Genomic DNA, 22233 nt, shown 5'->3' with positions numbered 1-22233 from the left:
GCCGCTGCGAGCAGCGCGGCCGCGGCGGCGGCGCGCACGGCCAGGCGGAGGTGGCGGCGCGCTGCCATCAGATTGCCATGCGCTCGGCGGCGCGGTTCAGCACATGCACCACCATGGCGATCGAATGCGGGATCATTTTCCTGGCCACGACCACGCGGTCGCCGTAATCGGTCGACGACAGCACGATGCCGCCATTGGCGTATGAGTACGTTCCGCCTTGCGTGAGCAGCGGGCGGATATCGGTGCCGGTCGGCGCCACAGGCGTGAAGTCGGCCATCGCCGCCGCCACCAGCGCGGAGTCGTTCAGGTGCTCGCTGTCGTAGTAGTCGTACACCCACTGTTCCCAGCCTGCGTGGTCATGGGCGGAAGTGGTCCAGGTGTGGTGCGGCTGCAGCAGGTCGGTCGTGTGCAGCACGAAGCCGAGCGACTGCGCGGTCGGCTGGGCCAGGAATTGCGAGAACCAGTATTGGCCCAGGTTGTCGATCGGCTGGAACGGTGCGGACTCGAAGTCGGCGTACATCGCGTTGGTGGAGTAGCCGCCCAGGCGGTAGTGCGCCTCGGTGATGCCGTAGGCATTGTATTTGCTGCCGTCGCCGAACCAGCCTTTCAGGCCGCCCGCGCCGTCGTCAAGGTAGTCGCCGTACAGCCAGCTGGCGGCCATATTGTCGATGTCGCCGGCCACGGCCAGCTTGGCGTAGTTGTAGCCGCCGAACGGGTTGCCGTGCACGTCGCTGCCGGAAGTGTGGTTCTGGAAGTGCCAGTACGAGGTGTACTTGACGATGCTGGCGCCCGCGCCCCATACCGGCGCCAGCTGGCAGTTGCCGGTGGTGGCGCCGCAGATGTAGGTGTCGGCGAAGTCGTCAACGTCATATGCTCCCTGGCCCAGCGCTGCGGCAAATTGGTCCATGGTGTAGCCGGCACGCGTAACGGCTGCCAGCAGTTTGTTGTAGTTGGTGGTACCAGGATTGGCCTTCATGTAATTGACGGCATCCAGCACGATGCGGCGGTGCGTCTCCTGCTGCCATGCGTGGGCGGGAAGGCTTACGACGGATGCTGCCAGCGCGAGGCTGGCAGCGATGGTGCTCAGTTTCATCTGGTTCTCCTGGTTGAAAAGAAACCAGAAGATAGCGTCGTTTTGTGACGGATAGATGAATCGCGCTTAAAGTGTGCGCTCTAAAATTTTTAACAAATCAGAACTGTTCCCATTCGTCGGCGGCAGCCGCATTGGCCACCTTGCGCCGCTGCGCCGGGCGCACCGCGACGGAAGACGAAGCCGATGGGCGGCTGGCATTGCGCAGCGCCGGCGCGGCCTTGAAATGGGCGGCGTCGATGCGGAAGGCGCTTACCGCGCGCGCCAGGATCTCGGCCTGGTCCTGCATGGCTTGCGATGCGGCGGCGGTTTCTTCCACCAGGGCGGCGTTCTGCTGCGTGACCTGGTCCATCGAGGTGATCGACTGGTGCACCTGGGCGATGCCGGCATTCTGTTCGGACGTGGCGGCGCTGATTTCGGCGACGATGTCGGAGACCTGTTTCACGCTCGCCACCACTTCGCTCATGGTGTCGCCTGCACGCACCACCAGCTTGGTGCCGGAATCGACCTTCACCACGCTGTCGTCGATCAGCACCTTGATTTCCTTGGCGGCTGCGGCGGAGCGCTGCGCCAGGTTGCGCACCTCGGTCGCCACCACGGCGAAGCCACGGCCCTGCTCACCGGCGCGCGCCGCTTCCACAGCGGCGTTCAAGGCCAGGATATTGGTCTGGAATGCGATGCCGTCGATCACGCTGATGATGTCGACAATCTTGCGCGAGGAGGCATTGATCGAATCCATGGTGACGATCACATCCTTCACCACTTCACCGCCCTGCACTGCAATCTGCGAGGCATTCTGCGCCAGCTGGTTGGCCTGGCGCGCATTGTCGGAGTTCTGGCCCACGGTGGAAGTCAGTTCCTCCATGCTGGAGGCGGTTTCCTCCAGCGCCGCTGCCTGCGCCGAAGTGCGGTTATTCAGGTCGCTGGTGCCCGCGGCAATCTGGCGCGAGGCCGTGCTCACCGCCTCCGCCGCCGAACGCGCCGTGCCCACCACGCTGCCGATTTCACCCAGCAGTTTGTTGAACGCCACGCCGGCGTGGCCGATTTCGTCCATGCGCTCGACGTCGACCTGGCGGGTCAGGTCAAGCGAGGTGCTCACCTCCTCCATGCTGCCCTGCATTTTGTTCAGCCCACCCGTGATCACGCTATACAGCTGGAAGCCCATATATCCCACCACCAGCAGCACCGCCACTGTGACGGCGACCAGGATGGTCAACGCCTTGGAGTAGTCGGCGTCGCTTTCCGCTTTAACCTTCTCGATCAGCTTCTGGTTGTAGGCGACGTGGTCGTCCAGGCTTTTCTTCACACCGGCCGCGCCCAGCGCCAGCGGCGAGCCGGCCACCAGGGTGGCGCGCACCGCATCCATATCGCCTGCATGCGAAGCGGCCAGGAACGGCACCAGCGCCTGGCGGTAGGTTTCCATGGCCGCCTTGTCCTGCTCCAGCATCTTGCGGTCGGTGTCGTCGAAGATATTGTGCGCCGCGTAGTCGGCCAGCACCTTGTCGAAGTTGGCGTGGGCGTCGTTGTAGGCCTTGTCCAGCGCGCTCTTGTCGGCCAGGTTGGAGAACACCGACAGGCGGTAGCCGGCCAGGCGGCTATCGCTGACCGCAGCCTTGGCGGCATTGATGGCGGAGACGCTCGGGATCAGCCGGGTTTGCACCAGTGACATGCGCTGCTGGGCATCGCGCAGCTGCCACAAGCCTTCGGCGCCGACAAATAGCAGGCCGACCAGGGCGATCGCCAGGGTAACGATCAGTCGATTGCTGATTTTCATGATGGGTCATCCAAATTGTTGAGGGATTAAGCAATATTGCCTACTTACTATCGCTTATGCAAGTATATTGTGTTGCACCACAACAAGTTGCTGCTAGCGGGCGTGCTGCACCAACGATTCGTGGAATACCGGCGGCTGCCCGGCTGCGCCGAAAGCGCGGTCCAGCTCCTGCAGCGCACGCTGCGGCAAGGCCTGCAGCTCGGCCATGGCCGGCGCCCAGCGCGAGCCGCCCGCGGCTTCGAACTGGTCCACCAGACCGGCGATGGCGTAGCCGCTCATGGCGTTGACCCGTTGCTGCGCCTGGGCCTGCGCTTCGCGGATCGACAGCACATAGCGTTCCACCGTCAGGCCGGTGGCCGCCGCCTTGCCGGTTTCCTGCTGCAGACGCGCCAGTGTATCGCCGTGCAGCGCCAGCAGCTCCAGCAAGCCCTTGCTGGGTTCAGCGGTCATCACATCGTGCTCGCCGCGCACCAGGTAGGTCGCGGCCTGCGCCTTGTGGTTGCAGGTGATGACGCGGATATTGCCGCCCACCAGGGACATGATGCTGAAATAGATCCCGTCGCGCATGCGCTCGCGGCCAGCGACCGGGAGCAGCTTCAATTGCTGGATCTCGATCATGGTGCCGCCTTCGGCGTCGGTGAACATGGCGGCCACGCCGATCAGCGATGCGGGCATCGGGTAGGCAGTGAAATCGCCCAGCGGGCGGAAGCCGCGCGCTTCGAGCTGGACGGCGTAATCGTCGATCACGCTCCAGTCGACCTGCTGCTTTGCCAGCGGGCTGTCGCGTTCAATGCGGATATAAGAGGCCAGCTGCTGCAGCGGCGCCAGGGTGAGGCGCCGAATCCTGGCGGCGCTGCGCAGGAAGGTGACCAAGGCCACGCCCGCGGCCAGCACGGCCAGCCAGAGCAAGCGGCCCGGTACTTCGGTCATGCGAGCGATCACGATGGCGGCGGCGACACACAGGCCGCTGTTGATTGCCGAGTTCCACACCATCGATTTCTTCAAATGCAGCGCCATACACTCTCCCAAAAGATGGGGAAAATTATAGCGATCTGAAGGGGCTTAAAAATGCACGCATTCTCACCGCCCGTTGCCGAAATTCAGATCAGTTGACGTCCTGTCAATTTACTCAGCACTGCCAGCGGGCTGCGTTCGGGGCGGTATTGCGCGGCGACCGGCAGGTGCATGGTTTGTTCCAGCATGAACTGGCCGGACATGGCGGCATGCGAGGTCTGGTCGGAAAAGCACACCCAGGTCGAGCCGCTGGCAAACGGCACCGTCAGCTGGTCCGACGATTTCTGGTATTCCAGGTCGCCCTTCATGCCGTCGTGCAGCTGCAGCATCAGGTGGTCGTATTCGCTGCGCAGCGATTTGGTGATGTGCAGGGCAGCCAGGGCTTTGGCCTGCCATGCCACATATGGTTTGGCGCGCGGCAGGAAGCGTTCAGCCACCACCGGGAACGGCTCGCCTACGCGCCATACGCGCGGCACGCCGTCCGGATTGATGTTGGTGAACACGCGCAGGATGCGCTCGCCGTAGTTGGGGCGCGACGGGAAGGCGTCCACGTGCAGCCGCTTGTCGTCCGCGCGCCAGGACTGGGTGCGCGTCTCCACCACCGTCGGGCGGTAGCTGGTCGGCGCCCAGCGAATCGAGGGCATGTACTGCGGCAGCAGGCTGCCGATCAGGGCTTCGGCATCGGCACGGAAGCGTCCCATCATGGCAGTCAGGCCGGCCTGCGTGGCGCCATCGTCCAATGCGCCCTTCAGGCGGCCCTGCGCATCAAGGCTGATGTTGCGCGACTTGGGATTGAGCACCTCGGGACGCAGGAATTGGCGCTCCTGCTCTTGCAGCGCAAACGCCAGGTTGGGGAAATGCAGGACTTTGCCTTCTTCCAGGGCGTCGATCCATTCCTGTTTGGTGGCAGGCAGTTGCCAGGTCGAAGAATCGATCTCAATCAAAGACTGTTCCATAGGTGATTTAGCAAGTCAGAAATGCGCAAGTATAGCCGCATTCCTCACTCGCCGAGATGCTGGCTGAACCAGTCCCGCGCCAGCCGGGCTACCTCTTCCAGTGCCCCGGCTTCCTCGAACAGGTGGGTGGCGCCAGGGACGATGTCGATGCGTTTTTGGCAATGCAGGTTGAGGAAGGCGGCTTGATTGAGCTCGATCACGCCCTCATCCCGGCCGCCCACAATGAACAGGGTTGGCGCGGTGACGCCCTCCAGCGCCACCTGCCCGGTCAGGTCGGGCCGGCCGCCGCGCGAGACCACGGCGGCCACGCCATCCTTGCGCTCGGCGGCCAGCTGCAGCGCGGCCGCAGCGCCAGTGCTGGCGCCGAACAGGCCCAGGGCCAGGCCGCGCGCGGCCGGCGACGCGGCCAGCCAGTCGGCGGCCAGGCCCAGTCGTTCAGTCAGCAGCTTGATATTGAAGCGGGTGCGGTAAACCTCGTCTTCAGCGGGCGTCAGCAAGTCCATCAGCAGCGTACCGATGCCGGCATTGCGCAAGGCGCCCGCGACAAAATTGTTGCGCGGGCTGAAGCGGCTGCTGCCGCTGCCATGGGCAAACAGCACCACGCCGCTCGCGCCGGTGGGCAGGTCCAGCGTGCCTTCCACGGCGCCGGCGGGAGTATCGATACGGACTGTTTCGTGCTGCATGGCGGGCCTTCCTCCTAGGCCCACTATACCGCCGGCGAAAAACTCAGCGCGCGCGGATTGCTTTCAGTTCGGCGGTCAGCCAGGCCTTGCTTTCAACCGCAGCGGCTGCGCCGCATTTGACCATATACGCCTTGCCGCTGGAGCTGCTGGCTGCCGCGCCCAGGTCAATGAACTGTTCGGCGTTTTTGACCATGTCCTTTCTTTCCAGGTAGTCCAGCTTGCGCAGCAGATGGTCTTTGGCTTCGGCGCCGCTGTACCAGCTGCCGTTGCGGTTGAACTGGCAGCCGGATGTCTGCAGCCGGGCCAGCAGGGCGTCCACTTCGGCGCGCGCCGGTGCGGGCAGCGGCGCCGCCTGGGCCGCGGCGGCAGCGCAGGCCAGCGCCAGCGCACCGGCGGCGGTGAGCATTTTCCGCATTTACATCTCCTTCTTGCGCACGTGATAAGGCGCCAGAATATTACCGCAGCGGACATTGCCGGCGGCAACGCGGGCGTTAAAGGCGTGCAGTTCCTTTTCCAGGCTGGCGCCCTCGGTGTTCAGGCTTGCGGCCTGGGCGTTCAATTCATCCTGCCGCGCATTGTAGGCGGCAACGGCCGCACGGTCGGTACGATTGAGATGGCCGGCGGCCGCTTCGTGGGTGGCCAGCTCCAGGGAGGCGCGCTCCAGGTTCGCCTCATGTTCGCGGAAACGGCGCGACAAGGCCTGGCGCTGGGGACGCAGCTCGCCCTCTTCCGCCATGCAGGCCTTGTAAGCAGGGGTGTTCGGCTGCGGCGGCATAGGCTGGGCCTGGGCCGGGACGGCGGCGAAGGTGGCGCCAAGGGCGGCCGCGGTGGCCGCGGCGAGTATCATATATTTCATCTGTGGGGCAAGGACTTTTCGGGCAACAACGCAAATTTACAATCCTACAACAACCCACGTCAAACCCGTGTGCTAATATGCGGCAGCCTTTTTTTGGCGATCCCAAAAGAGAAGAGATTGGAGAGATAAGTGAGCATTTTTAGGACTAAGAACCTGGACGACATGGTAGCAGCCACCCGTACCCCGGGCGGCCTGCAAAAAGTGCTGGGTCCGATGGACCTGGTACTGATGGGCATTGGCGCCATCGTCGGTACCGGCATCTTCGTCTTGACTGGCACTGGCGCGCTGACCGCCGGCCCGGCCCTGACGATTTCCTTCGTGGTGGCAGCACTGGCCTGCGGTTTCGCCGCCCTCTGCTACGCCGAATTCGCCTCGACCGTTCCGGTTGCCGGCTCCATCTACACCTACAGCTACGCCACCCTGGGCGAAGTGGTGGCATGGATGATCGGCTGGGACCTGATGCTCGAATATGGCCTGGCCACGTCCGCCGTGTCGGTGGCCTGGTCCGGTTACTTCCAGTCGCTGATCGCCGGTATCGGCATTCACCTGCCTGCCGCGCTGACTGCGGCGCCAGGCGCCGTTCCAGGCGTGACCACCGTATTCAACCTGCCGGCCTTCGTGATCATGATCGTGCTGACCGCCATGCTGGGCTGGGGCGTGCGTGAATCGGCCCGCGTGAACAACATCATGGTCGCGATCAAGATCGGCGTGGTGCTGCTGTTCATCGCCGTCGGCGCCGGCCACGTGCATCCTGCCAACTGGCAGCCATTCGCTCCGTTCGGCGCCACCGGCGTGATGAGCGCGGCGGCGCTGGTGTTCTTCGCCTTCATCGGTTTCGACGCCGTGACGTCCGCTGCGGAAGAAGTGAAGCGTCCGGAGCGCGACCTGCCAATCGGCATTATCGGCTCGCTGGCTGTCTGCACCATCCTGTACGTGATCGTGGCTGCGATCATGACCGGCATCGTGCCTTACAAGCAGTTCCTGGGCATCGACCACCCTGTTTCGCTGGCACTGCAATACGCTGGCGAGAACTGGTTTGCCGGTTGGGTTTCGCTGGGCGCGATCCTGGGCATGACCACCGTGATCCTGGTGATGGCTTACGGCCAGACCCGTATCATTTTCGCCATGTCGCGCGACGGCCTGCTGCCTAAGAAGCTGTCCAACGTGCACCCGAAATACCACACCCCGTTCTTCGCTACCTGGATGGTGGGCCTGATCTTCGGCTTCATCGCCGCACTGGTGCCGCTGAACGTGCTGGCCGAACTGGTGAACATGGGCACCCTGGCTGCGTTCTGCCTGGTGTCGCTGGCAGTGATCATCATGCGCAAGAAGCGCCCGGACCTGCACCGCGCCTTCCGCTGCCCTGGCGTGCCGGTGGTTCCTGGCCTGGCAATCATCTTCTGCCTGTCGCTGATGGCCTTCCTGTCCCTGATCACCTGGATGGCTTTCGGCATCTGGCTGGTGATCGGCCTGGTGGTGTATTTCAGCTACTCGCGCCACCGTTCCGAACTGGGCAAAGCGAAGTAATCCGCCCCGCCTCCGAAAAAGCCCGCAGCTGCGGGCTTTTTTTATTGTTGCGCGCTTGCCACGAAAGCTTTGCGCGCAGCGCTTCAATCTGTGACACTCACCCGAACAACAACAGGGAGGGCTAGCGCATGAAGAAGATCTGTCGTGCAATCGCAGCACTTTCAACCGCAGGCCTGGCGCTGCAAGCCGGCGCCCAGGAAAGCGGTCCCACCGTCACCATCAGCGGCTTCGGCACGGCCGCCCTCACCAGCAGCGACACCGACGATGCAGAATTTGCCCGGCCCAACCAGGCCGCCGGGGTGAAAAAGAATTGGCGCACCGGCGTCGATTCGAACTTCGGCATCCAGGCCACGGTCAAGGTCAACGACTGGCTTTCCTTCACCGGGCAGGGGCTGGCGCGCAAGGATGCGGTCGACGATTGGGGCGCCGAGGCGGCGTGGGCCTTCGCCAAGTTCAAGGCCACCGATGAATTGAGCGTGCGCGTGGGCCGCATGGGCGCGCCGATCTACATGATTTCCGACTTCCGCAACGTGGGCTATGCCAACACCATGCTGCGCCCGCCAGCCGAAGTGTATCGCCAGGTTACCCTGGATTCCTTCGACGGCGCCGACCTGCTGTACCAGCATAGCTTCGGCGACACCTCGCTCAGCGTGCAGTTCGGCGCCGGCCGCGCCAACAAAGATCTTGTGACGGGCAGCATCGAATTCCGCGACATGCTGATGCTGCATGTGGTGGCCGAAAACGGCCCGTTCACGCTGCGCTTCGGCCGCGCCCAGGCGAAATTCACACTCAAGGATAATCCCGGCCTGAACACGCTGGTGGGCACGCTGCGCAAGGTCGGCCTGGCCCCGGTAGCGGACATGATGCCGCTGGACGACGTGAAGGGCACCTTCACTTCCGTCGGCGGCACCATGGACTGGAAGAACATCGTGCTGCAAGCCGAATACGCCCAGCGCCGCACCGACACGCTGGTGGTCCACGACACCAACTCGTGGTACGCGATGGCAGGCTACCGCTTCGGCAAATTCCTGCCCTACTACTACCACGGCAACATCACGCAGAAGTCGCCGCGCGTTGTGGCCGGCCTGCCCAGCACCGGGCCGCTGGCGCCACTGGCATTCCTGATCAATGGCCGCGGCGGCGCGGCCCAGGCGGCACTGCAATCGGCCGACGCCATTGGCGTGCGCTGGGACTTCTACAAATCCCTGGCCTTGAAGGTGCAGGTTGACCACATCAAGCCGAAGGATGGTCCCGGCGCCTTCCTCAACCCAACGCCAACGTTCACCGGCCCGGTCAATGTGTATGCGGTAGCACTCGACTTCGTGTTCTGAGGAGGCAGTCATGGACAAGCGAATCAAGCCGCTGCTCGCCGCAGCGATGATGTGCGCCGCCCTGCCCGCGCTGGCAGCCGAGATCGTAGTGATCGTCAACCCGAAGAATCCGGCCTCGCGCATGTTCAGCGAGCAGGCGGCCCAATTCTTCCTGGGCAAATCGACGCTGTTCACGCCGATCGAACACACCGAGGGCCCGCTGCGCAATGAGTTCAGCCAGAAGGTGCTGGGCAAGGACAGCAGCCAGGTCAAGACCCAGTGGTCCAAGCTGGTCTTCACCGGCAAGGGCACGGCGCCGAAGGAATACAGTTCCAGCGCCGAAGTGAAAAAAGCCGTCGCCGCCGACGTGCAAGCGATCGGCTACATCGAGAAATCCGCCGTCGACGACACCGTCAAAGTCATCCTGACTGTGCAGTAAATTCGGGGTTTGCTGTCGAAAAAAGGGGACGTACCCATTAAAGGGGTACGTCCCCTTTTTTCGGCCCCGACTTTCATGCGATGATCCGGTGATGCGTCATCCGATCTTCACCTACATCGCCGCCATGCTCATGTTGAGCACCCTGGGCGTCTACGTCCAGGAGGCGGGCCTCGATCCTGTTACCACCGTTTTCTTCCGCTGCGCCATTGGCGCCGTGGCGCTGGCTGCGTATTGCGGCTGGAAGGGCATGTTCAAGCGCGCCAACATGCCGCTGCCGGCGTTCCGGCTGGCGGCATTCAGCGGGGTGCTGATGGTGGTGAACTGGGTGATGTTCTTCGAGGCGATACGCCGCATCGGCATCGCCGTGGCGACCATCGTGTTCCATGTGCAGCCCTTCATGGTGCTGCTGCTGGGGGCACTGATCCTGCGCGAGCGGCTGGCCGGGAACAAACTGGCCTGGGTGGCGTTGGGATTCGGCGGGCTGGCCCTGGCTTGCGGCGTGCGCTTGGATGCGCCGATGGACCGCAATTACCTGCTCGGCATCGCGAGCACGCTGACCGGTGCGCTGGCGTATGCGGGCGTGACCCTGACCACCAAGTCGATGCGCGGTACGCCGCCGCATCTGACGGCCCTGGTGCATTGCATGGCCGGCGCGCTGCTGCTGGGGGCTTTCAGTACGATCCCGGCAGGCGGATTGAGCGCGGCGCAATGGGGATGGCTGGCTACCCTGGGACTGGTGCCGACCGCCATGGCTTATGTGATGATTTACGGCGCAACGCCGCATATGGAGACTGCGGCTATCGCGGTGCTGACCTTTATCTATCCCGCTGCGGCGGTGTGCTGGGACTATGCGGTCTATGGCCACTTGATCAGTCCCTGGCAACTGGCCGGCTTCGCGCTGATCGTGCTGGCCAGCCTGGGCGTCAACCTGGACTGGCGGCTCAGGCCCGTGCGCCGAACATCGCCTCCGCCCGCTGGAACAGGATCCACGAAGTAGCCACGTATTTGTCGCCGCTGCGCGATACATTCCCCTTGTGCGTGTGGGTAAAGCCTGCCGGCGCGATGATCAGACGGCCCTGGCGCGCCGCCACCTTGCGCTGCTGGTAGTAGAACTCCGTTTCGCCGCCCTCTTCCACGTCGTTCAGGTAGAACTGGAACAGCAGTGCGCGGTGCAGCGTCTCGCAGCTGGCGTTTTGCGGGTAGACCTCGGAATGCCAGTGGTGGTAGCCGCCGCTGCCCTGCAAATACTTCTGCACATTGAGCGGTCCGGCGCGGTACATGGACTGGATCAGCTCCGCCAGGTAGGGCCGGCCGCAGCGTTCGAAGTTGTCGATGGTGAGTGTGACCGGCTGGCCGCTGTCAGGATCCGCTACGCGCGGCGACAAGGCGCCGGTGAGCAGCATGCGGTACTTGTCCATATAGGCCGACAGGTGGGTCAGTACGCTGGCCATCATCAGGTTCGATACGTCGTTCCACTCGGCGTGCTGGCTGATGGTCAGGTCGTAGCTGTCTTTCTTGGCCACGTCCACGCCCTGCCCGGTCTTGCCGCGCACCGCTTTGCCGCTGGCTTCGAAACGGGCCAGGATGTGCCGGCACTGTTCGGCGCTCAGGGCGCCGTCGTAGATTTCGATAAAGTCGTCCATGCGCGGCAGCATACGCCAAAACCGTTTTCCGCTTGTTCAATTTGAGACACTTTTCTACAAAATGTCCCAGATGGGACGCATCCGTATCGCATCGTTAACACCGGTCTATACAATTGATTACATTTTGATGGATCTCCACCAATTTTATCCCTACACTCCCTCCCGTCGGGTGCAAAAACCTTTGCAGTACGGCAAATCATAATTGCGCCGAACAACGGCGCGGGGATACAACCTTACACAGGATTGGGAGAGATACATGGTTCACAAGCAATTCCAGGTTTCGAAGATCGCAGCCGGCGTCAAGCTGCTCGCCGCTGTCGTCGCAGTCGGCGCCGCCGGCCAGGCTTTTGCCGCCAATGACACCACGCGCGTTATCGTTCAATTCCAGCCAGGGAAAGGCGCCGCCGTGAAGTCGGCCGTAGCCGCCGCCCATGGCAGCATCAAGCATGAAATCTTCGGCATGGACGCCATGGCCGTCGAAGTGCCGGCCCAGGCGGTGAAAGGCCTGGAACACAACCCGAACGTGCTGCTGGTCGAAGAAGACGTCAAGCGCACCGCGCTTTCGCTGACCACGCCTTCCACCGGCACGCCTTACCAGCTGGGCCAGTCGGTCCCTTGGGGTATCAAGGCGGTGCAGGCGGACCAGCTGTCCGATGCCAACACGTCCAACCGCAAGGTTTGCATCATCGATTCGGGCTACGACAATTCGCACGAAGACCTGTTCGGCAATAACGTCACCGGCGAATACGATTCCGGCACCGGCTGGTGGTACACCGATGAAAACCATCACGGCTCGCACGTGGCAGGCACTATTGCCGCCATCAACAACAGCGGCGTGGGCGTGGTCGGCGTAAATCCGAACAAGAACCTGAAACTGCACATCGTCAAGGTATTCGGCGCATCGGGCTGGGCTTACTCCTCGACCCTGACCACGGCCGTCAACAAATGCGTGACCGCCGGCGCCAACGTGATCTCCATGTCCCTGGGCGGCGGCGCTTCCAGCAAGACCGAACAGCGCGCCTTCGACTCCGCCCAGACCAAGGGCATCCTGTCGATCGCCGCTGCCGGCAACGATGGCAACACCGTGATCTCCTACCCTGCCGGCTATTCCAGCGTGATGATGGTGGCCGCCGTCGACGAGAACAAGGCATGGGCCTCCTTCTCGCAGTACAACACCAAGGTCGAAATTTCCGGCCCTGGCGTCGGCGTGCTGTCGACCGTGCCGATGGGCGCCGGTTCCGAATCGCACCTGACCGTCGGCGCGACCACCTATACCCCTGGCGACATGACCGGTTCGCCAAAGACCACCGCGACCGCAGCGCTGGCCGACTTTGGCCTGGGCGACGCCGTCAACAGCGCCGTGTCCGGCAAGGTCTGCCTGATCCAGCGCGGCACCGTGGACTTTGCGACCAAAGTGTCGAACTGCCAGGCCTCGGGCGGCGTGGGCGCGATCGTGTACAACAACGTCGCCGGCGGCTTCGGCGGCACCCTGGGCACCACCGTCACCAACATCCCGTCGGTGACCGCGAGCGATACCGATGGCGCGGCGATGAAAGCGCAGCTTGGCCAGTCCGCCACCGTTCAAGTGAAGGCGACCAACTACGCTTACTACGACGGTACTTCGATGGCAACGCCGCACGTATCGGCCGTGGCTGCACTGGTGTGGTCCTACTTCCCAACCTGCACCGGTTCGCAGATCCGCTCGTCCCTGACCAAGTCCGCACTGGACCTGGACGCGGCAGGCAAGGATAACAAGACCGGCTACGGCCTGGTCCAAGCCAAGGCAGCCTACGACCGCATCAAGTCCCTGGGCTGCGGCAACTAAGTTTCTGCTTTCTCCAAGCACGAAGGGCGCCTCGCGGCGCCCTTTTTTTTATTCGCATTTGACGCCCTTGACGGGCGGAGGATTAGCCTGCAGGTAGCTCGCCAGCTTGCGCACGTCGATCGCGTAACGTGGCAGGAAGCCGCCAGGAACCGCGCGGAACAAGTCCGGCCGCTCCACGGCAGGCAGATAGTCCGCACCCCGCGTCTTCGGTGTTTCCTGCACCTGGCCACTGTCGAACTCTTCCCGCAATTCCAGCACCGAACATGGCAGCCAGGGCGAAACCTGCTTGTCCCATATCGGCAGGAGCAGGCTGCCATCCAGTCGGGACAGCAAACGCTTGTAGCCGTAGCGGCGCAGGATGTACTGCCGCCCGTCAGTCAGGAAGAACGCCAGCTGCGGTTGGGGCGACATCGGCTGCGGTCCCCAGTGGCTTGTGGTCCCGGCATACAAGACCCTGGGTACTTTTGTCGCGCCATAGATGGTTTGAACAACTTCGGCGCGCACCCAATGCGGCGGCGGGTCGAGGTTGATCGTGACGACGCCGGGCTTGGCCGGCGGCGCTGGAAAGTCAGGGAGATATTCCCCCGCATCCAGCTCCGCGACCACGACCAGCGGCTGCGGGTCAACCAGAACGGGAAAAGCCTCGGGAGGCCGAGGCTCCAAAGCGCAGCCGGCAAGCATGAGCGCCGCTGCGCCCAACAGGAGATTATTGGAACCGTTCATTCCCTACCATTGCGATATTGCGCACGCCCAGGCGCCGGGCCGAGGACAGCACGCCGGCCACCACCTTGTATGGCGCCAGGCCGTTGGCGCGCAGGTGGATGCTGTCATCGCCTTTCAGCGACGCCAGCTTCTCCTCCAGTGCGGAACGGTTGGCGAGCTGGGCGCCATTCCACCACAGCGTGCCATCGAAATCAACTTCCAGGTTTTGTGCGATCGACTCGGCGGCGCCGCCGGGACGCGGCATGTCCATGCCGACTGAGTGATTGGCTTTGGGGATGGTGACGATCAGCATGATGATCAGGACCAGCATGACGTCGATCAGCGGCGTCATATTGAGCTCGAGCATCGGGACGGCGTTGGCGGAAGATGCGGATTTTGCCGACAGTACTGCTTTGCGTACATGGCGCATGGTGCCTCCTCAGGTTAGTCGAACGAAAAACTCCGGAGTGAGGCCAATATACCGTGGAGAAACTGCAACAGCGCAAAGATTAGAAGGAATCGTCTAGTTCGACCCAGGTCGGTGCATGGTCGCTGGGCTTCTCACGGCCGCGCACCACGCGGTCCACGTCGGCGCCGCGCAGGTGCGGCGCCAGCACGGGATTCAGCAGCAGGTGGTCGATGCGCAGGCCGGCATCGCGCCCGAAGGCGTTGCGGAAGTAATCCCAGAAGGTGTAGATCTTTTCGTCGGGGTGCATGGCGCGCAGGGCGTCGGTCCAGCCCTGTTCGACCAGCCTGGCGAAGGCGGCCCGCGTTTCGGGGCGGAACAGCGCGTCGTCGAGCCAGCGTTCAGGCTTGTACACATCGAGCTCGGTCGGCATCACGTTGTAGTCGCCGGCAATGATCACGGGATGTTTGGAGGCCACCAGTTCCGCGCCGCGGGCTATCAAGCGGTCGAACCATTTGAGCTTGTAATCGAACTTGGGGCCGGGCGCGGGATTGCCGTTGGGGAGATACAGGCAGACCACCATCAGCTTGCCGACCATGGCTTCGATATAGCGGCTTTGCACGTCTTCCGGGTCGCCGGGCAAGGCACGGCCCAGTTCCACCGGCGTCGCGCCGCGCGCCAGGATGGCGACGCCGTTCCAGCTTTTCTGGCCATGCCAGATGGCGCCGTAGCCGGCATCGTTGATCGCGGCTTCGGGGAATTTTTCATGCGGCGCCTTCAACTCCTGCAGGCAGGCGACATCCGGCTGGGTTTCATTCAGCCATTGCAGCAGCGCCGGCAGGCGGGCGCCAATGCCATTGATATTGAAGGTCGCGACTCGCATGGCGACCATTATGCACAGAATTGCTAGCGGGAGGCGCGGCGCATCACGATGGCGGGCAGCGGCGCAGCGGCGTCCTGCGATGCGAAATAGCCTGCGATTTCGCCGATTTCAACAAAGCCTTCAGCGCGGTAGATCCGGCGCGCCGTGGTCCATTCTGGATTGACGATCAGGATGGCGCTGCGCAAGCGCGGGTGGCTGGCGAACATTGCGGCCAGCGACTCACGGAACAGACGCCGCCCCCAGCCGGTTCCGCGTGTGGCGGGATCGACCGCCATGGAGGAGACGTAAATTTCCTGGCCGTCGGCGCAGTGGGTGTCGGCGGCCGCGTGGTCGCGGGCGAAGCGGGCGGCATCGAAGGCATCGTGCAGCGGCCAGAATTCGGCGCACAGGTAGCCGTACAAGCGCCCTGCTTCGCCGGCCAGCACCCAGCATCCTTCCGCTGCCGCGGACAGGCGCTCGGCGAAGGTCGCCTCGGTTTCCTGGATCGCTTCGGCGAAGCCGGCGCGTTCGAGCCGCATGATTTCGGCCATGTCGGCCGCCACGGCTGGCCGCAACTGCAACATCATCTCTACTGCTTAGGGCAACCCTGCGCTACGCTGCGCACCTTGAAGGAGGCAACGGTATCGCCCTCGGTAACCACCTTCAGGCAGACACCGTCGTAGGACACGAAATAGTGGGTGCAATAGCCGCTGGCGCCGTCGCATGAACGCAGTTCGGGAAATTGGCCCTGCAGCTGGCGCTCCCATTCTTCCGCGGCGTTTTTGTGGTCTGGACGCCAGCCCGCATCGATCACCTCCTTGCGGGCTTTGGCGTACTTCATGCCAACCAGGGTATCCCAGGTGCCGCTTGGCTGGGTCGTTGCAACTGCCGCTGCGGCAACAAGGGCCATCGAAGATGCCACAATCAATCTGATCACATTCATGAAATATTCAGGAATATTGTTAAGAACTAAAATAATTATGCCATGCAGAAACTAACCCGGCCAGCATTTACTGTCATATTTATCAGCTAGTTGCAACGCGCACCACGACCTTGCCAAAATTGCTGCCCTGCAACAGGCCGATCAAACCTTGCGGCGCCTGGTGGAGACCATCCAGCACGTCTTCAAACAATTTGACTTTGCCGTCCACCACCCAGGCCGCCATATCTCTGGCAAAGTCGTCAAAACGTGTTTCATAATGGTCAAGTATGACCAGGCCCTGCATGCGGATACGCTTTTGCAAAATGGCTGACATGACAGCGGGCAGGCGGTCCGGCCCTTGCAGCGCACCATTGTGGTTATATTGCGCAATCACGCCGATCACCGGCACCCGCGCACCGATATTCAGCAGGGGCAGCACGGCGTCGAACACGGCGCCGCCCACGTTTTCAAAGTAGACGTCGATGCCGTCCGGCGCGGCCTCGGCAAGTTTTTGCGCCAACTGCGGATCGTGGCGGTCCAGTGCAACGTCGAAGCCCAGCTGCTCGCGCGCGAACGCCACCTTGTCGGCGCCGCCGGCAATGCCGATCACGCGCGCGCCCTTCAATTTGGCGATCTGGCCGACGATGGCGCCCACGGCGCCGGTGGCCGCCGCGACGACAACGGTGTCGCCGGGCTTGGGCTGGCCGATGTCCAGCAGGCCGACATAGGCGGTGAAGGCTGGCATGCCAAGCCCGCCCAGTGCCAGCGACGGCTGCGCCATCTCGCCCAGCTGGCGCAAATCGCTGCCATCCGACAGCGCATAGTCCTGCCACCCTGCGTTGCCCAGCACCAGGTCGCCGGCCTTGAAATCCGGGTGGCGCGAGGCCACCACGCGGTTGACGGTGCCGCCCACCATGTGCGAGCCCAGTTCAACGCGCGGCGCATAGGCCGGCGGCACTTCATCCATCAGCTGCCGCATGTAGGGGTCGAGCGAGAGGTACAGGGTACGCAGCAGGACCTGGCCGTCGCCTGGGACCGGCATCGGCGCTTGCTCGAGGCGGAAATCGGCGGCGGCCGGCGCGCCTTGCGGGCGGGCGGCGAGGACGATGCGGCGGTTGGTGGTGGCTGATTGCGTCATGTGCTTCTCCTTGTTGTATTAGACCAGTCGTCTAGATTGAGCGACAAAAAAAACGGTGCTACAGGGCCAGGCTTAACACTTGCTGCGTGCCCGCCATTGCCGTATCGAGCGGCGCGCGGTCATGGTTGATCTTGGCCAGCAGGCTGGCGCCCACCCAGCTCTGGTACAGCGCCACGGCGAGCACTTTGGCATCCAGGCCTTGCGCCAGCGAGCCATCCTTCACACCGCGCTCGATGCAACGTTCCAGGCGCGAAGTGATGCCGTGCGTACCGCGATGCAGCGCCGCGCGCAGCGCCTCCGACAGGTCGCTGACTTCAGCGCCGAGCTTGACGGCCAGGCACTGGCTGCTTTCGCCCAACTGGCATTCGCGCCAGTCTTCAAAGTAATTCAGCAAGCCCCGGCGTCCAGTGGCGCCTTGCGCCAGCAAATCGTCGATGCGTGCCAGCGTGCGCTGGAAATAGTCGTCAATGACGGCTGCGCCAAACGCTTCCTTGGAGCCGAAGTAATGGTAGAACGAGCCCTTGGGCACCTTGGCCGCAGCCAGGATCTCGGTCAGGCCAACGCCGGTGAAGCCCCTGCGCATAAACAGCGGCAGGGCGGCATCGATGATGCCCTGGCGAACGTCGGAGTATTGGGGAGAAGTCATAGGGAATAGTCTAGAACGAATTAGACCAGTCGTCTAGAACTATTTTTGACCCAGGTCATTTCTGCGCGGAGGCGGCCCATGGCACCATGGCTGCATGAAGATCAGACAAACACTCCTGGCCGCCCTGCTGGCCATGCCGATGCTGGCAATGGCCGCCACGCCCGTCATCAACGTCTACAAGAGCGCCACTTGCGGCTGTTGCGAAGGATGGATCAGGCACCTGCGCGAGAACGGCTTCAAGGTCGAGGCGCACGACGTCGCCAACCCTTCCGATATGCGCGAGAAAATGGGCATGCCCGACAAGCTGAGCTCCTGTCATACCGCGGCGGTGGAAGGCTATGCCATCGAGGGCCACGTACCGGCGGCGGACATCAAGCGCCTGCTGGCCGCCAAACCGAAGGCCAAAGGCCTGGCCGTGCCGGCCATGCCGCTTGGTTCGCCGGGCATGGAAGGGCCGCGCAAGGATGCGTATGACGTCTACCTGGTACTGCCCGACGGTTCGCCCAAGGTCTACCGCCACTACAACTGAGGCGGGCTACAGCACCAGCAGCAGCAAGGCGACACCTGCCACCGCCAGCAAGGCGTGGCCGACCATGATGCTCTGCGGGATCAGCATATTGCGCTGGTGCCGGCCGAGATTCATCCATACACCGCCGGCGGCCGCCAGCAACAGCAGCAGCAGGCTGTAGTGCGCCTTGTCGGGCACGTGGGCATAAATCGACACGTAGGCCAGCAAGGTCACGCCGGCAGCGGCGAGGAAGCCGTGCAGCATGGCGATCCAGTGCGGAGGGTTGGTCTTTTTCCCCATCCGGATCAGCGCCATGACGATACCGCCGGCAGCGGCGACTCCAAACAGCACGCAAGCAGCGAATAAAATAGTTCGGGGATCCATGCAGGCATTCTGCTCCCGCCCCGCGCCCGCGCTCGGTGCGCTGACTCACCTTAGGCCGGAGGCACTATACTGTCGGCCCCTGCGTGCAATATTGAATTATGAAAGCAATGCCTGAACTCCGCAGCAGCGCGCTGCAGTGCCTGGTCGAAACCGATCCAGAGGCCAAGGTCGCCGCCGTCGGCGCCATGGCTGAGGCCTGGTCTGGCGGCACGCTGGTGCTCGACACGGCGGCCGTGCTGGCGGCGCCCGCAGCGGCGATTCCCGGCCGCCCTGCCCGTCCCGAACTGGTGGCGCCGCGCCTGGTCGGCCGGCGCTCGATGGCGACCGTGGAAGGCCGCGCCATGCTGGTGCACGCGCTGGCGCACATCGAGTTCAATGCCGTCAACCTGGCGCTGGATGCGATGTGGCGCTTCCCGGCCATGCCGGCACAGTTCTACGCCGACTGGCTGCGCGTGGCGAAGGAAGAGGCTTACCACTTCTCACTGCTGTCGGCCCATTTGCTGACGCTCGGCTGCGCTTACGGCGACTACAGCGCGCATGGCAGCCTGTGGGAAATGGTGGAGAAGACCAGCGGCGACGTGATGGCGCGCATGGCGCTGGTGCCGCGCACGCTGGAGGCGCGCGGGCTCGATGCGATTCCGCCGCTGCGCGCCAAGCTGGCGCAGGCCGGCGACGGCGCGGCTGCAGCCATCCTCGACATCATCCTGCGCGACGAAATCGGCCATGTTGAAATCGGCAACCGCTGGTACTGGCACCTGTGCGGCCTGCGCGGGCTGGACCCGGTTGCCACTTACGACGAACTGGTGGTGCAATACAAGGCAACGGTGCGCGGCCCATTCAATATCGAGGCGCGCCGCAAGGCCGGCTTCAGCGAGGAAGAATTGCGCTCACTTGGTGGGTAGCCAGGCCGGTTTGTTTTCCACGAACCATTCGTACTGCACCGGCAGGTCGTACTCCGGCTCCATGGTGGCGAGCGTGATCGCGATACGGTCCGGCGTTTGGGTGCTGCGCCAGGTCAGCGTGGAGCCGCACACCTTGCAGAAACCGCGCCGGCCGTGCTCCGACGAGTGGTATTCGGTCACCAGTTCGGCGCCTTTCTCGAAACTGAAAGCGGCGCTGGCGACGTTGGTGTAGCTGCCCGATGCCGCGCCATGCTGTTTCTGGCACATGGTGCAATAGCAGTGGCTTGCCTTGCTGACTGTGGACTTATCGGCTTTGTATGCAACGCCGCCGCACAGGCAGCTGCCGCGCAAATACTCCGTCATCACTTGTCTCCGCTGGAAAGTTGCGAGGAATGATAATATATTCTGACCCAAGGGAGACGCTCATGACAAATGAAGTGATGCCTTTCCGGACCCTGCTCTACCGCTTCATCTTCTTTGACTGGCTGTTCAAGGATGTCAACGCGGCACGCAATGTGATCGAGCGCCACGCGGCCCTGCAGCACAACAAATATATGAGCCGCTACCTGCCGATTTACTTCCGGCGCTGGACGGTGATGGCTTCCTTCGACTTTGTCCTGGGCTGGCTGTTCGAGCGCGCACTGCAGGCCACCGTGCTCTCGGCCTACTTCTTCACATGGTCTTGCGTGACCATGGCGGGGATGGTGGTGATCGCGGCCGCCTGGGTCTTCCTCACGTTTGGACGGCTGAGTTGACCGAAAATTGTGCAATCAGTTTATTCTGTTTAGAATCATCAGCTTGGCGCGCGCTGCCATTCCTTGTTAACAGAGTTTTCCACAGAAACCGTTAACAACTCCACGGCTACGCAAGCCTGATGTCGCTTGCACCCGCAGCGGCAAGCCGCGCCAGCAAATCTTCCAGCGCCTCTGGCGGCGCCGAACCCAGGTCCAGGTTTGCGGCGACCATGCCGCCCTCCTCGCACGGGTCGGAGAGAAAGTGCACCACGCCGAACAAGCCTTCCTGGTTCTGGCGATTGGTATCGTGCGGATCGAACCATTCCATGAACCAGGGCGCCAGCACTGCGCCTGCCTGCTGCGCCGTCATGCCCGAAATCCGCAGCGATATGCAGTCCCACACGAACGGCGCAATATACAAGGTGGCGGGCGGCATCGACACGGCGTGTACGCTGAACAGCATGCGCTGCTCGGAATCGATCGACAGCGACTTGCCGGCCTGCGCGCCGCGCCGGGGAATCAGGTCGATCCGCATTGGCAGGCCAAACGCGCCCTCCAGCGCCAGGCTGCCATCGGCATTGCGCAGCGCCGCTTCGACGTGCGCATCCGCCGCCGAAGCAACGGCATCGGCAAACGTAGCGGCATAGGCCATGCGGATGACCGTGAAAAGCTCGTTGATCGAATTCACAGCATGCTGGGCAAGGCGATGTAGACCAATCCGCTTAACAGCAGCAGCGATGCACAGGCAACAAGGCGGTTAAGCGATCGTTCCCACGCGTGGTCGCGGGTGCGCTCCATGCGCGCATCGGCGGCAGCCCGGATGCGCTGGAACTCTTCTTTCGTCACGGCGGTGGCGACGATGTGCAGGGGATTTCGCAGCAGCTGCACCGCGTCGTCGTACTGGTGCGCGAGCCAGATGCAAAGCATCCTTCCTTCTTTCGAAGGCCGGGAAGGCTCGAAAACGGGGATTCCCGCGCGGGACAGGCGGTCCCGCGCAGCGTCGTATTCAAGATCACTATCGGTAACAAACACCTGGCGCATAAGGCGGTATGGTAACCGCCAACGGGCCTCCAGAAACTCTCAGAATTTCACTAATCAATTACTTTTTTCGCCATCGACCAATAGCCGGTGAACGTAGCGATACTGCGGCCGGCGAACAGTTGCGCATCAAGGAGATCCTTCTGGGGCTGACTGGGGCGAGAACCTTAGGTCTCGCCGCAATTCAAGGATTAATCGTTCCCACTCCATAATCAGGTATGACACAAACGCATCCGTTACCACTCGATCGATGGCTACCTCTCTGCGAGCTTTGAGTTGCTGAAGCCCCTCCTCCGAGGCTCGTACGAACGTGCTATAACAAACTGATTCTACGTCGTAGAGACAAATATAGTCCATGCCGAATTCATCCAAATCCTCATAACATTGCTTTAGAATTCCTGTTCGTTAGTTGGAAATTGGACTCGTGTTCCCTCGACGATGCACTCAAAAGTAGTTGTCTGATATGCGAACCCTAGTGTCAGGCCGCTGTCGCCGTTGTGGCCTGCGCTCGTCAGGTTGCCGCCGGCGCCGCTGGAGCCGGCGTTGCCTGCCAGGTTCGCATGCGCGCCCACAGCGCTGCCGGAAGCATTGCCTCCTGCACCTCCGCCATTGCCGCCACCCGCACTGGCATTTGCACCTGCGTTGGATGCAGCGTTTGCGCCGCTGCCGATCACGTTGACTGAATCACGGATATTGCCAACCGTGCCGGCGGTGACGCCCACGTTGCGGAAGCTGCGCGCGTTGATGTGACCCTACCCCATTAAATAGTACCGTTTAAAGTTAGAAATTCCGGCATGATTTTCACCTCAAGAAGGGAGGCATGCCGTGAAGAGAAGCAAGTTTACTGAACAGCAGATCGCGTACGCCCTGAAGC

The 22233-nt window shown here is 62.8% G+C and carries 28 protein-coding genes; 8 read left to right on the top strand and 20 right to left on the bottom strand.

The genetic code is table 11. The annotated features are described in order from the left end of the window. Window positions 1-67: 67 nt before the first annotated feature. From GM658_RS27710 to GM658_RS27680, 7 genes are all read right to left on the bottom strand, one after another. Window positions 68-1093 carry a phospholipase gene (locus GM658_RS27710; RefSeq protein WP_155457346.1) on the bottom strand — a complete coding sequence of 342 codons (1026 nt, stop codon included), beginning with the start codon at window positions 1091-1093 and terminating at the stop codon, window positions 68-70. Window positions 1094-1190: 97 nt separating this feature from the next. Then, on the bottom strand, window positions 1191-2864 hold the full coding sequence (locus tag GM658_RS27705) for a methyl-accepting chemotaxis protein (RefSeq protein ID WP_155457345.1): 1674 nt from the start codon (window positions 2862-2864) through the stop codon (window positions 1191-1193). 93 nt (window positions 2865-2957) lie between these two features. Then, window positions 2958-3881, bottom strand: coding sequence for a hypothetical protein (locus GM658_RS27700; RefSeq protein ID WP_155457344.1), 924 nt, complete (start codon window positions 3879-3881; stop codon window positions 2958-2960). An 83-nt stretch (window positions 3882-3964) separates the two neighbouring features. Further along, complete coding sequence (gene kdoO, locus GM658_RS27695; RefSeq protein WP_155457343.1) at window positions 3965-4834, bottom strand: Kdo hydroxylase KdoO; 870 nt, start codon at window positions 4832-4834, stop codon at window positions 3965-3967. Window positions 4835-4878: 44 nt separating this feature from the next. Continuing rightward, window positions 4879-5517: a dienelactone hydrolase family protein gene (locus GM658_RS27690; RefSeq protein ID WP_155457342.1), complete on the bottom strand. Its 639-nt coding sequence runs from the start codon at window positions 5515-5517 to the stop codon at window positions 4879-4881. Between the two features lie 43 nt (window positions 5518-5560). Further along, window positions 5561-5932: a DUF5329 family protein gene (locus tag GM658_RS27685; protein WP_229417102.1), complete on the bottom strand. Its 372-nt coding sequence runs from the start codon at window positions 5930-5932 to the stop codon at window positions 5561-5563. Next, on the bottom strand, window positions 5933-6373 hold the full coding sequence (locus GM658_RS27680) for a hypothetical protein (RefSeq protein ID WP_170299024.1): 441 nt from the start codon (window positions 6371-6373) through the stop codon (window positions 5933-5935). It lies immediately after the preceding gene. A 129-nt stretch (window positions 6374-6502) separates the two neighbouring features. On the opposite strand from GM658_RS27680, the gene bcaP reads away from it, so the two are divergent. The 4 genes from bcaP to GM658_RS27660 all read left to right on the top strand — a co-directional run bounded on the left by bcaP (window position 6503) and on the right by GM658_RS27660 (window position 10646). Then, window positions 6503-7900 (top strand): branched-chain amino acid transporter BcaP, encoded by a 1398-nt coding sequence (gene bcaP, locus GM658_RS27675; RefSeq protein ID WP_170299023.1) that lies wholly within the window; start codon window positions 6503-6505, stop codon window positions 7898-7900. Between the two features lie 128 nt (window positions 7901-8028). Beyond that, window positions 8029-9231: a porin gene (locus tag GM658_RS27670; RefSeq protein WP_155457340.1), complete on the top strand. Its 1203-nt coding sequence runs from the start codon at window positions 8029-8031 to the stop codon at window positions 9229-9231. A 10-nt stretch (window positions 9232-9241) separates the two neighbouring features. After that, a complete protein-coding gene (locus GM658_RS27665) occupies window positions 9242-9649 on the top strand; it encodes a type 2 periplasmic-binding domain-containing protein (protein ID WP_155457339.1) in 408 nt (135 codons plus the stop codon). A 91-nt stretch (window positions 9650-9740) separates the two neighbouring features. Then, window positions 9741-10646 (top strand): DMT family transporter, encoded by a 906-nt coding sequence (locus tag GM658_RS27660; protein WP_155457338.1) that lies wholly within the window; start codon window positions 9741-9743, stop codon window positions 10644-10646. Here the strand turns inward: GM658_RS27660 and GM658_RS27655 are convergent. Then, window positions 10591-11292 (bottom strand): 2OG-Fe(II) oxygenase, encoded by a 702-nt coding sequence (locus GM658_RS27655; RefSeq protein ID WP_155457337.1) that lies wholly within the window; start codon window positions 11290-11292, stop codon window positions 10591-10593. The two genes, GM658_RS27660 and GM658_RS27655, sit on opposite strands and share 56 nt — an antisense overlap. Window positions 11293-11548: 256 nt before the next feature. Here GM658_RS27655 and GM658_RS27650 point away from each other — a divergent pair, with 256 nt between their 5' ends. Beyond that, the gene (locus tag GM658_RS27650) at window positions 11549-13117 is read left to right on the top strand and encodes a S8 family serine peptidase (RefSeq protein ID WP_155457336.1); all 1569 of its coding nucleotides are present in this window, start codon (window positions 11549-11551) and stop codon (window positions 13115-13117) included. Window positions 13118-13165: 48 nt separating this feature from the next. On the opposite strand, the gene GM658_RS27645 is transcribed toward GM658_RS27650, so the two are convergent. The 7 genes from GM658_RS27645 to GM658_RS27615 all read right to left on the bottom strand — a co-directional run bounded on the left by GM658_RS27645 (window position 13166) and on the right by GM658_RS27615 (window position 17793). After that, window positions 13166-13840: a hypothetical protein gene (locus GM658_RS27645; RefSeq protein WP_170299022.1), complete on the bottom strand. Its 675-nt coding sequence runs from the start codon at window positions 13838-13840 to the stop codon at window positions 13166-13168. Then, window positions 13824-14249, bottom strand: coding sequence for an ExbD/TolR family protein (locus GM658_RS27640; RefSeq protein WP_211841955.1), 426 nt, complete (start codon window positions 14247-14249; stop codon window positions 13824-13826). Before GM658_RS27640 ends, GM658_RS27645 begins: the two co-directional genes overlap by 17 nt. 79 nt (window positions 14250-14328) lie before the next feature. Further along, window positions 14329-15108, bottom strand: a complete 780-nt coding sequence (xth, locus tag GM658_RS27635) for an exodeoxyribonuclease III (protein ID WP_155457334.1) — start codon at window positions 15106-15108, stop codon at window positions 14329-14331. Window positions 15109-15131: 23 nt separating this feature from the next. Continuing rightward, on the bottom strand, window positions 15132-15674 hold the full coding sequence (locus tag GM658_RS27630; protein ID WP_155457333.1) for a GNAT family N-acetyltransferase: 543 nt from the start codon (window positions 15672-15674) through the stop codon (window positions 15132-15134). A gap of 2 nt (window positions 15675-15676) precedes the next feature. After that, window positions 15677-16024, bottom strand: coding sequence for a hypothetical protein (locus GM658_RS27625; protein ID WP_211841954.1), 348 nt, complete (start codon window positions 16022-16024; stop codon window positions 15677-15679). 88 nt (window positions 16025-16112) lie between these two features. Further along, window positions 16113-17147 carry an NADPH-dependent curcumin/dihydrocurcumin reductase gene (gene curA, locus GM658_RS27620; protein WP_155457331.1) on the bottom strand — a complete coding sequence of 345 codons (1035 nt, stop codon included), beginning with the start codon at window positions 17145-17147 and terminating at the stop codon, window positions 16113-16115. A 58-nt stretch (window positions 17148-17205) separates the two neighbouring features. After that, a complete protein-coding gene (locus tag GM658_RS27615) occupies window positions 17206-17793 on the bottom strand; it encodes a TetR/AcrR family transcriptional regulator (protein ID WP_155457330.1) in 588 nt (195 codons plus the stop codon). A 94-nt stretch (window positions 17794-17887) separates the two neighbouring features. On the opposite strand from GM658_RS27615, the gene GM658_RS27610 reads away from it, so the two are divergent. Beyond that, a complete protein-coding gene (locus GM658_RS27610; RefSeq protein ID WP_155457329.1) occupies window positions 17888-18322 on the top strand; it encodes a DUF411 domain-containing protein in 435 nt (144 codons plus the stop codon). A gap of 6 nt (window positions 18323-18328) precedes the next feature. Here GM658_RS27610 and GM658_RS27605 read toward each other — a convergent pair whose 3' ends face one another. Further along, window positions 18329-18685: a hypothetical protein gene (locus tag GM658_RS27605; protein ID WP_155457328.1), complete on the bottom strand. Its 357-nt coding sequence runs from the start codon at window positions 18683-18685 to the stop codon at window positions 18329-18331. A 98-nt stretch (window positions 18686-18783) separates the two neighbouring features. Here GM658_RS27605 and GM658_RS27600 point away from each other — a divergent pair, with 98 nt between their 5' ends. Beyond that, window positions 18784-19587, top strand: coding sequence for a ferritin-like domain-containing protein (locus GM658_RS27600; RefSeq protein ID WP_155457327.1), 804 nt, complete (start codon window positions 18784-18786; stop codon window positions 19585-19587). Here GM658_RS27600 and GM658_RS27595 read toward each other — a convergent pair. Next, window positions 19573-19950 carry a GFA family protein gene (locus GM658_RS27595; RefSeq protein WP_155457326.1) on the bottom strand — a complete coding sequence of 126 codons (378 nt, stop codon included), beginning with the start codon at window positions 19948-19950 and terminating at the stop codon, window positions 19573-19575. The genes GM658_RS27600 and GM658_RS27595 overlap by 15 nt on opposite strands. 62 nt (window positions 19951-20012) lie before the next feature. Between GM658_RS27595 and GM658_RS27590 the strand changes: the two genes are divergently transcribed. Next, the gene (locus GM658_RS27590; protein WP_155457325.1) at window positions 20013-20342 is read left to right on the top strand and encodes a hypothetical protein; all 330 of its coding nucleotides are present in this window, start codon (window positions 20013-20015) and stop codon (window positions 20340-20342) included. A gap of 106 nt (window positions 20343-20448) precedes the next feature. Here GM658_RS27590 and GM658_RS27585 read toward each other — a convergent pair whose 3' ends face one another. The 3 genes from GM658_RS27585 to GM658_RS27575 all read right to left on the bottom strand — a co-directional run bounded on the left by GM658_RS27585 (window position 20449) and on the right by GM658_RS27575 (window position 22081). Then, the gene (locus GM658_RS27585) at window positions 20449-21009 is read right to left on the bottom strand and encodes a hypothetical protein (protein ID WP_155457324.1); all 561 of its coding nucleotides are present in this window, start codon (window positions 21007-21009) and stop codon (window positions 20449-20451) included. Then, window positions 21006-21248, bottom strand: coding sequence for a hypothetical protein (locus tag GM658_RS27580; protein ID WP_155457323.1), 243 nt, complete (start codon window positions 21246-21248; stop codon window positions 21006-21008). The genes GM658_RS27585 and GM658_RS27580 overlap by 4 nt, the downstream gene beginning before the upstream one ends. A 500-nt stretch (window positions 21249-21748) precedes the next feature. After that, on the bottom strand, window positions 21749-22081 hold the full coding sequence (locus tag GM658_RS27575) for a hypothetical protein (protein WP_155457322.1): 333 nt from the start codon (window positions 22079-22081) through the stop codon (window positions 21749-21751). Window positions 22082-22233 lie beyond the last annotated feature (152 nt).

Source organism: Massilia eburnea, assembly GCF_009720745.1.
In the GTDB taxonomy this organism is placed as follows: domain Bacteria; phylum Pseudomonadota; class Gammaproteobacteria; order Burkholderiales; family Burkholderiaceae_D; genus Rugamonas; species Rugamonas eburnea.
This window is presented reverse-complemented; position numbering and strand designations above follow the sequence as displayed.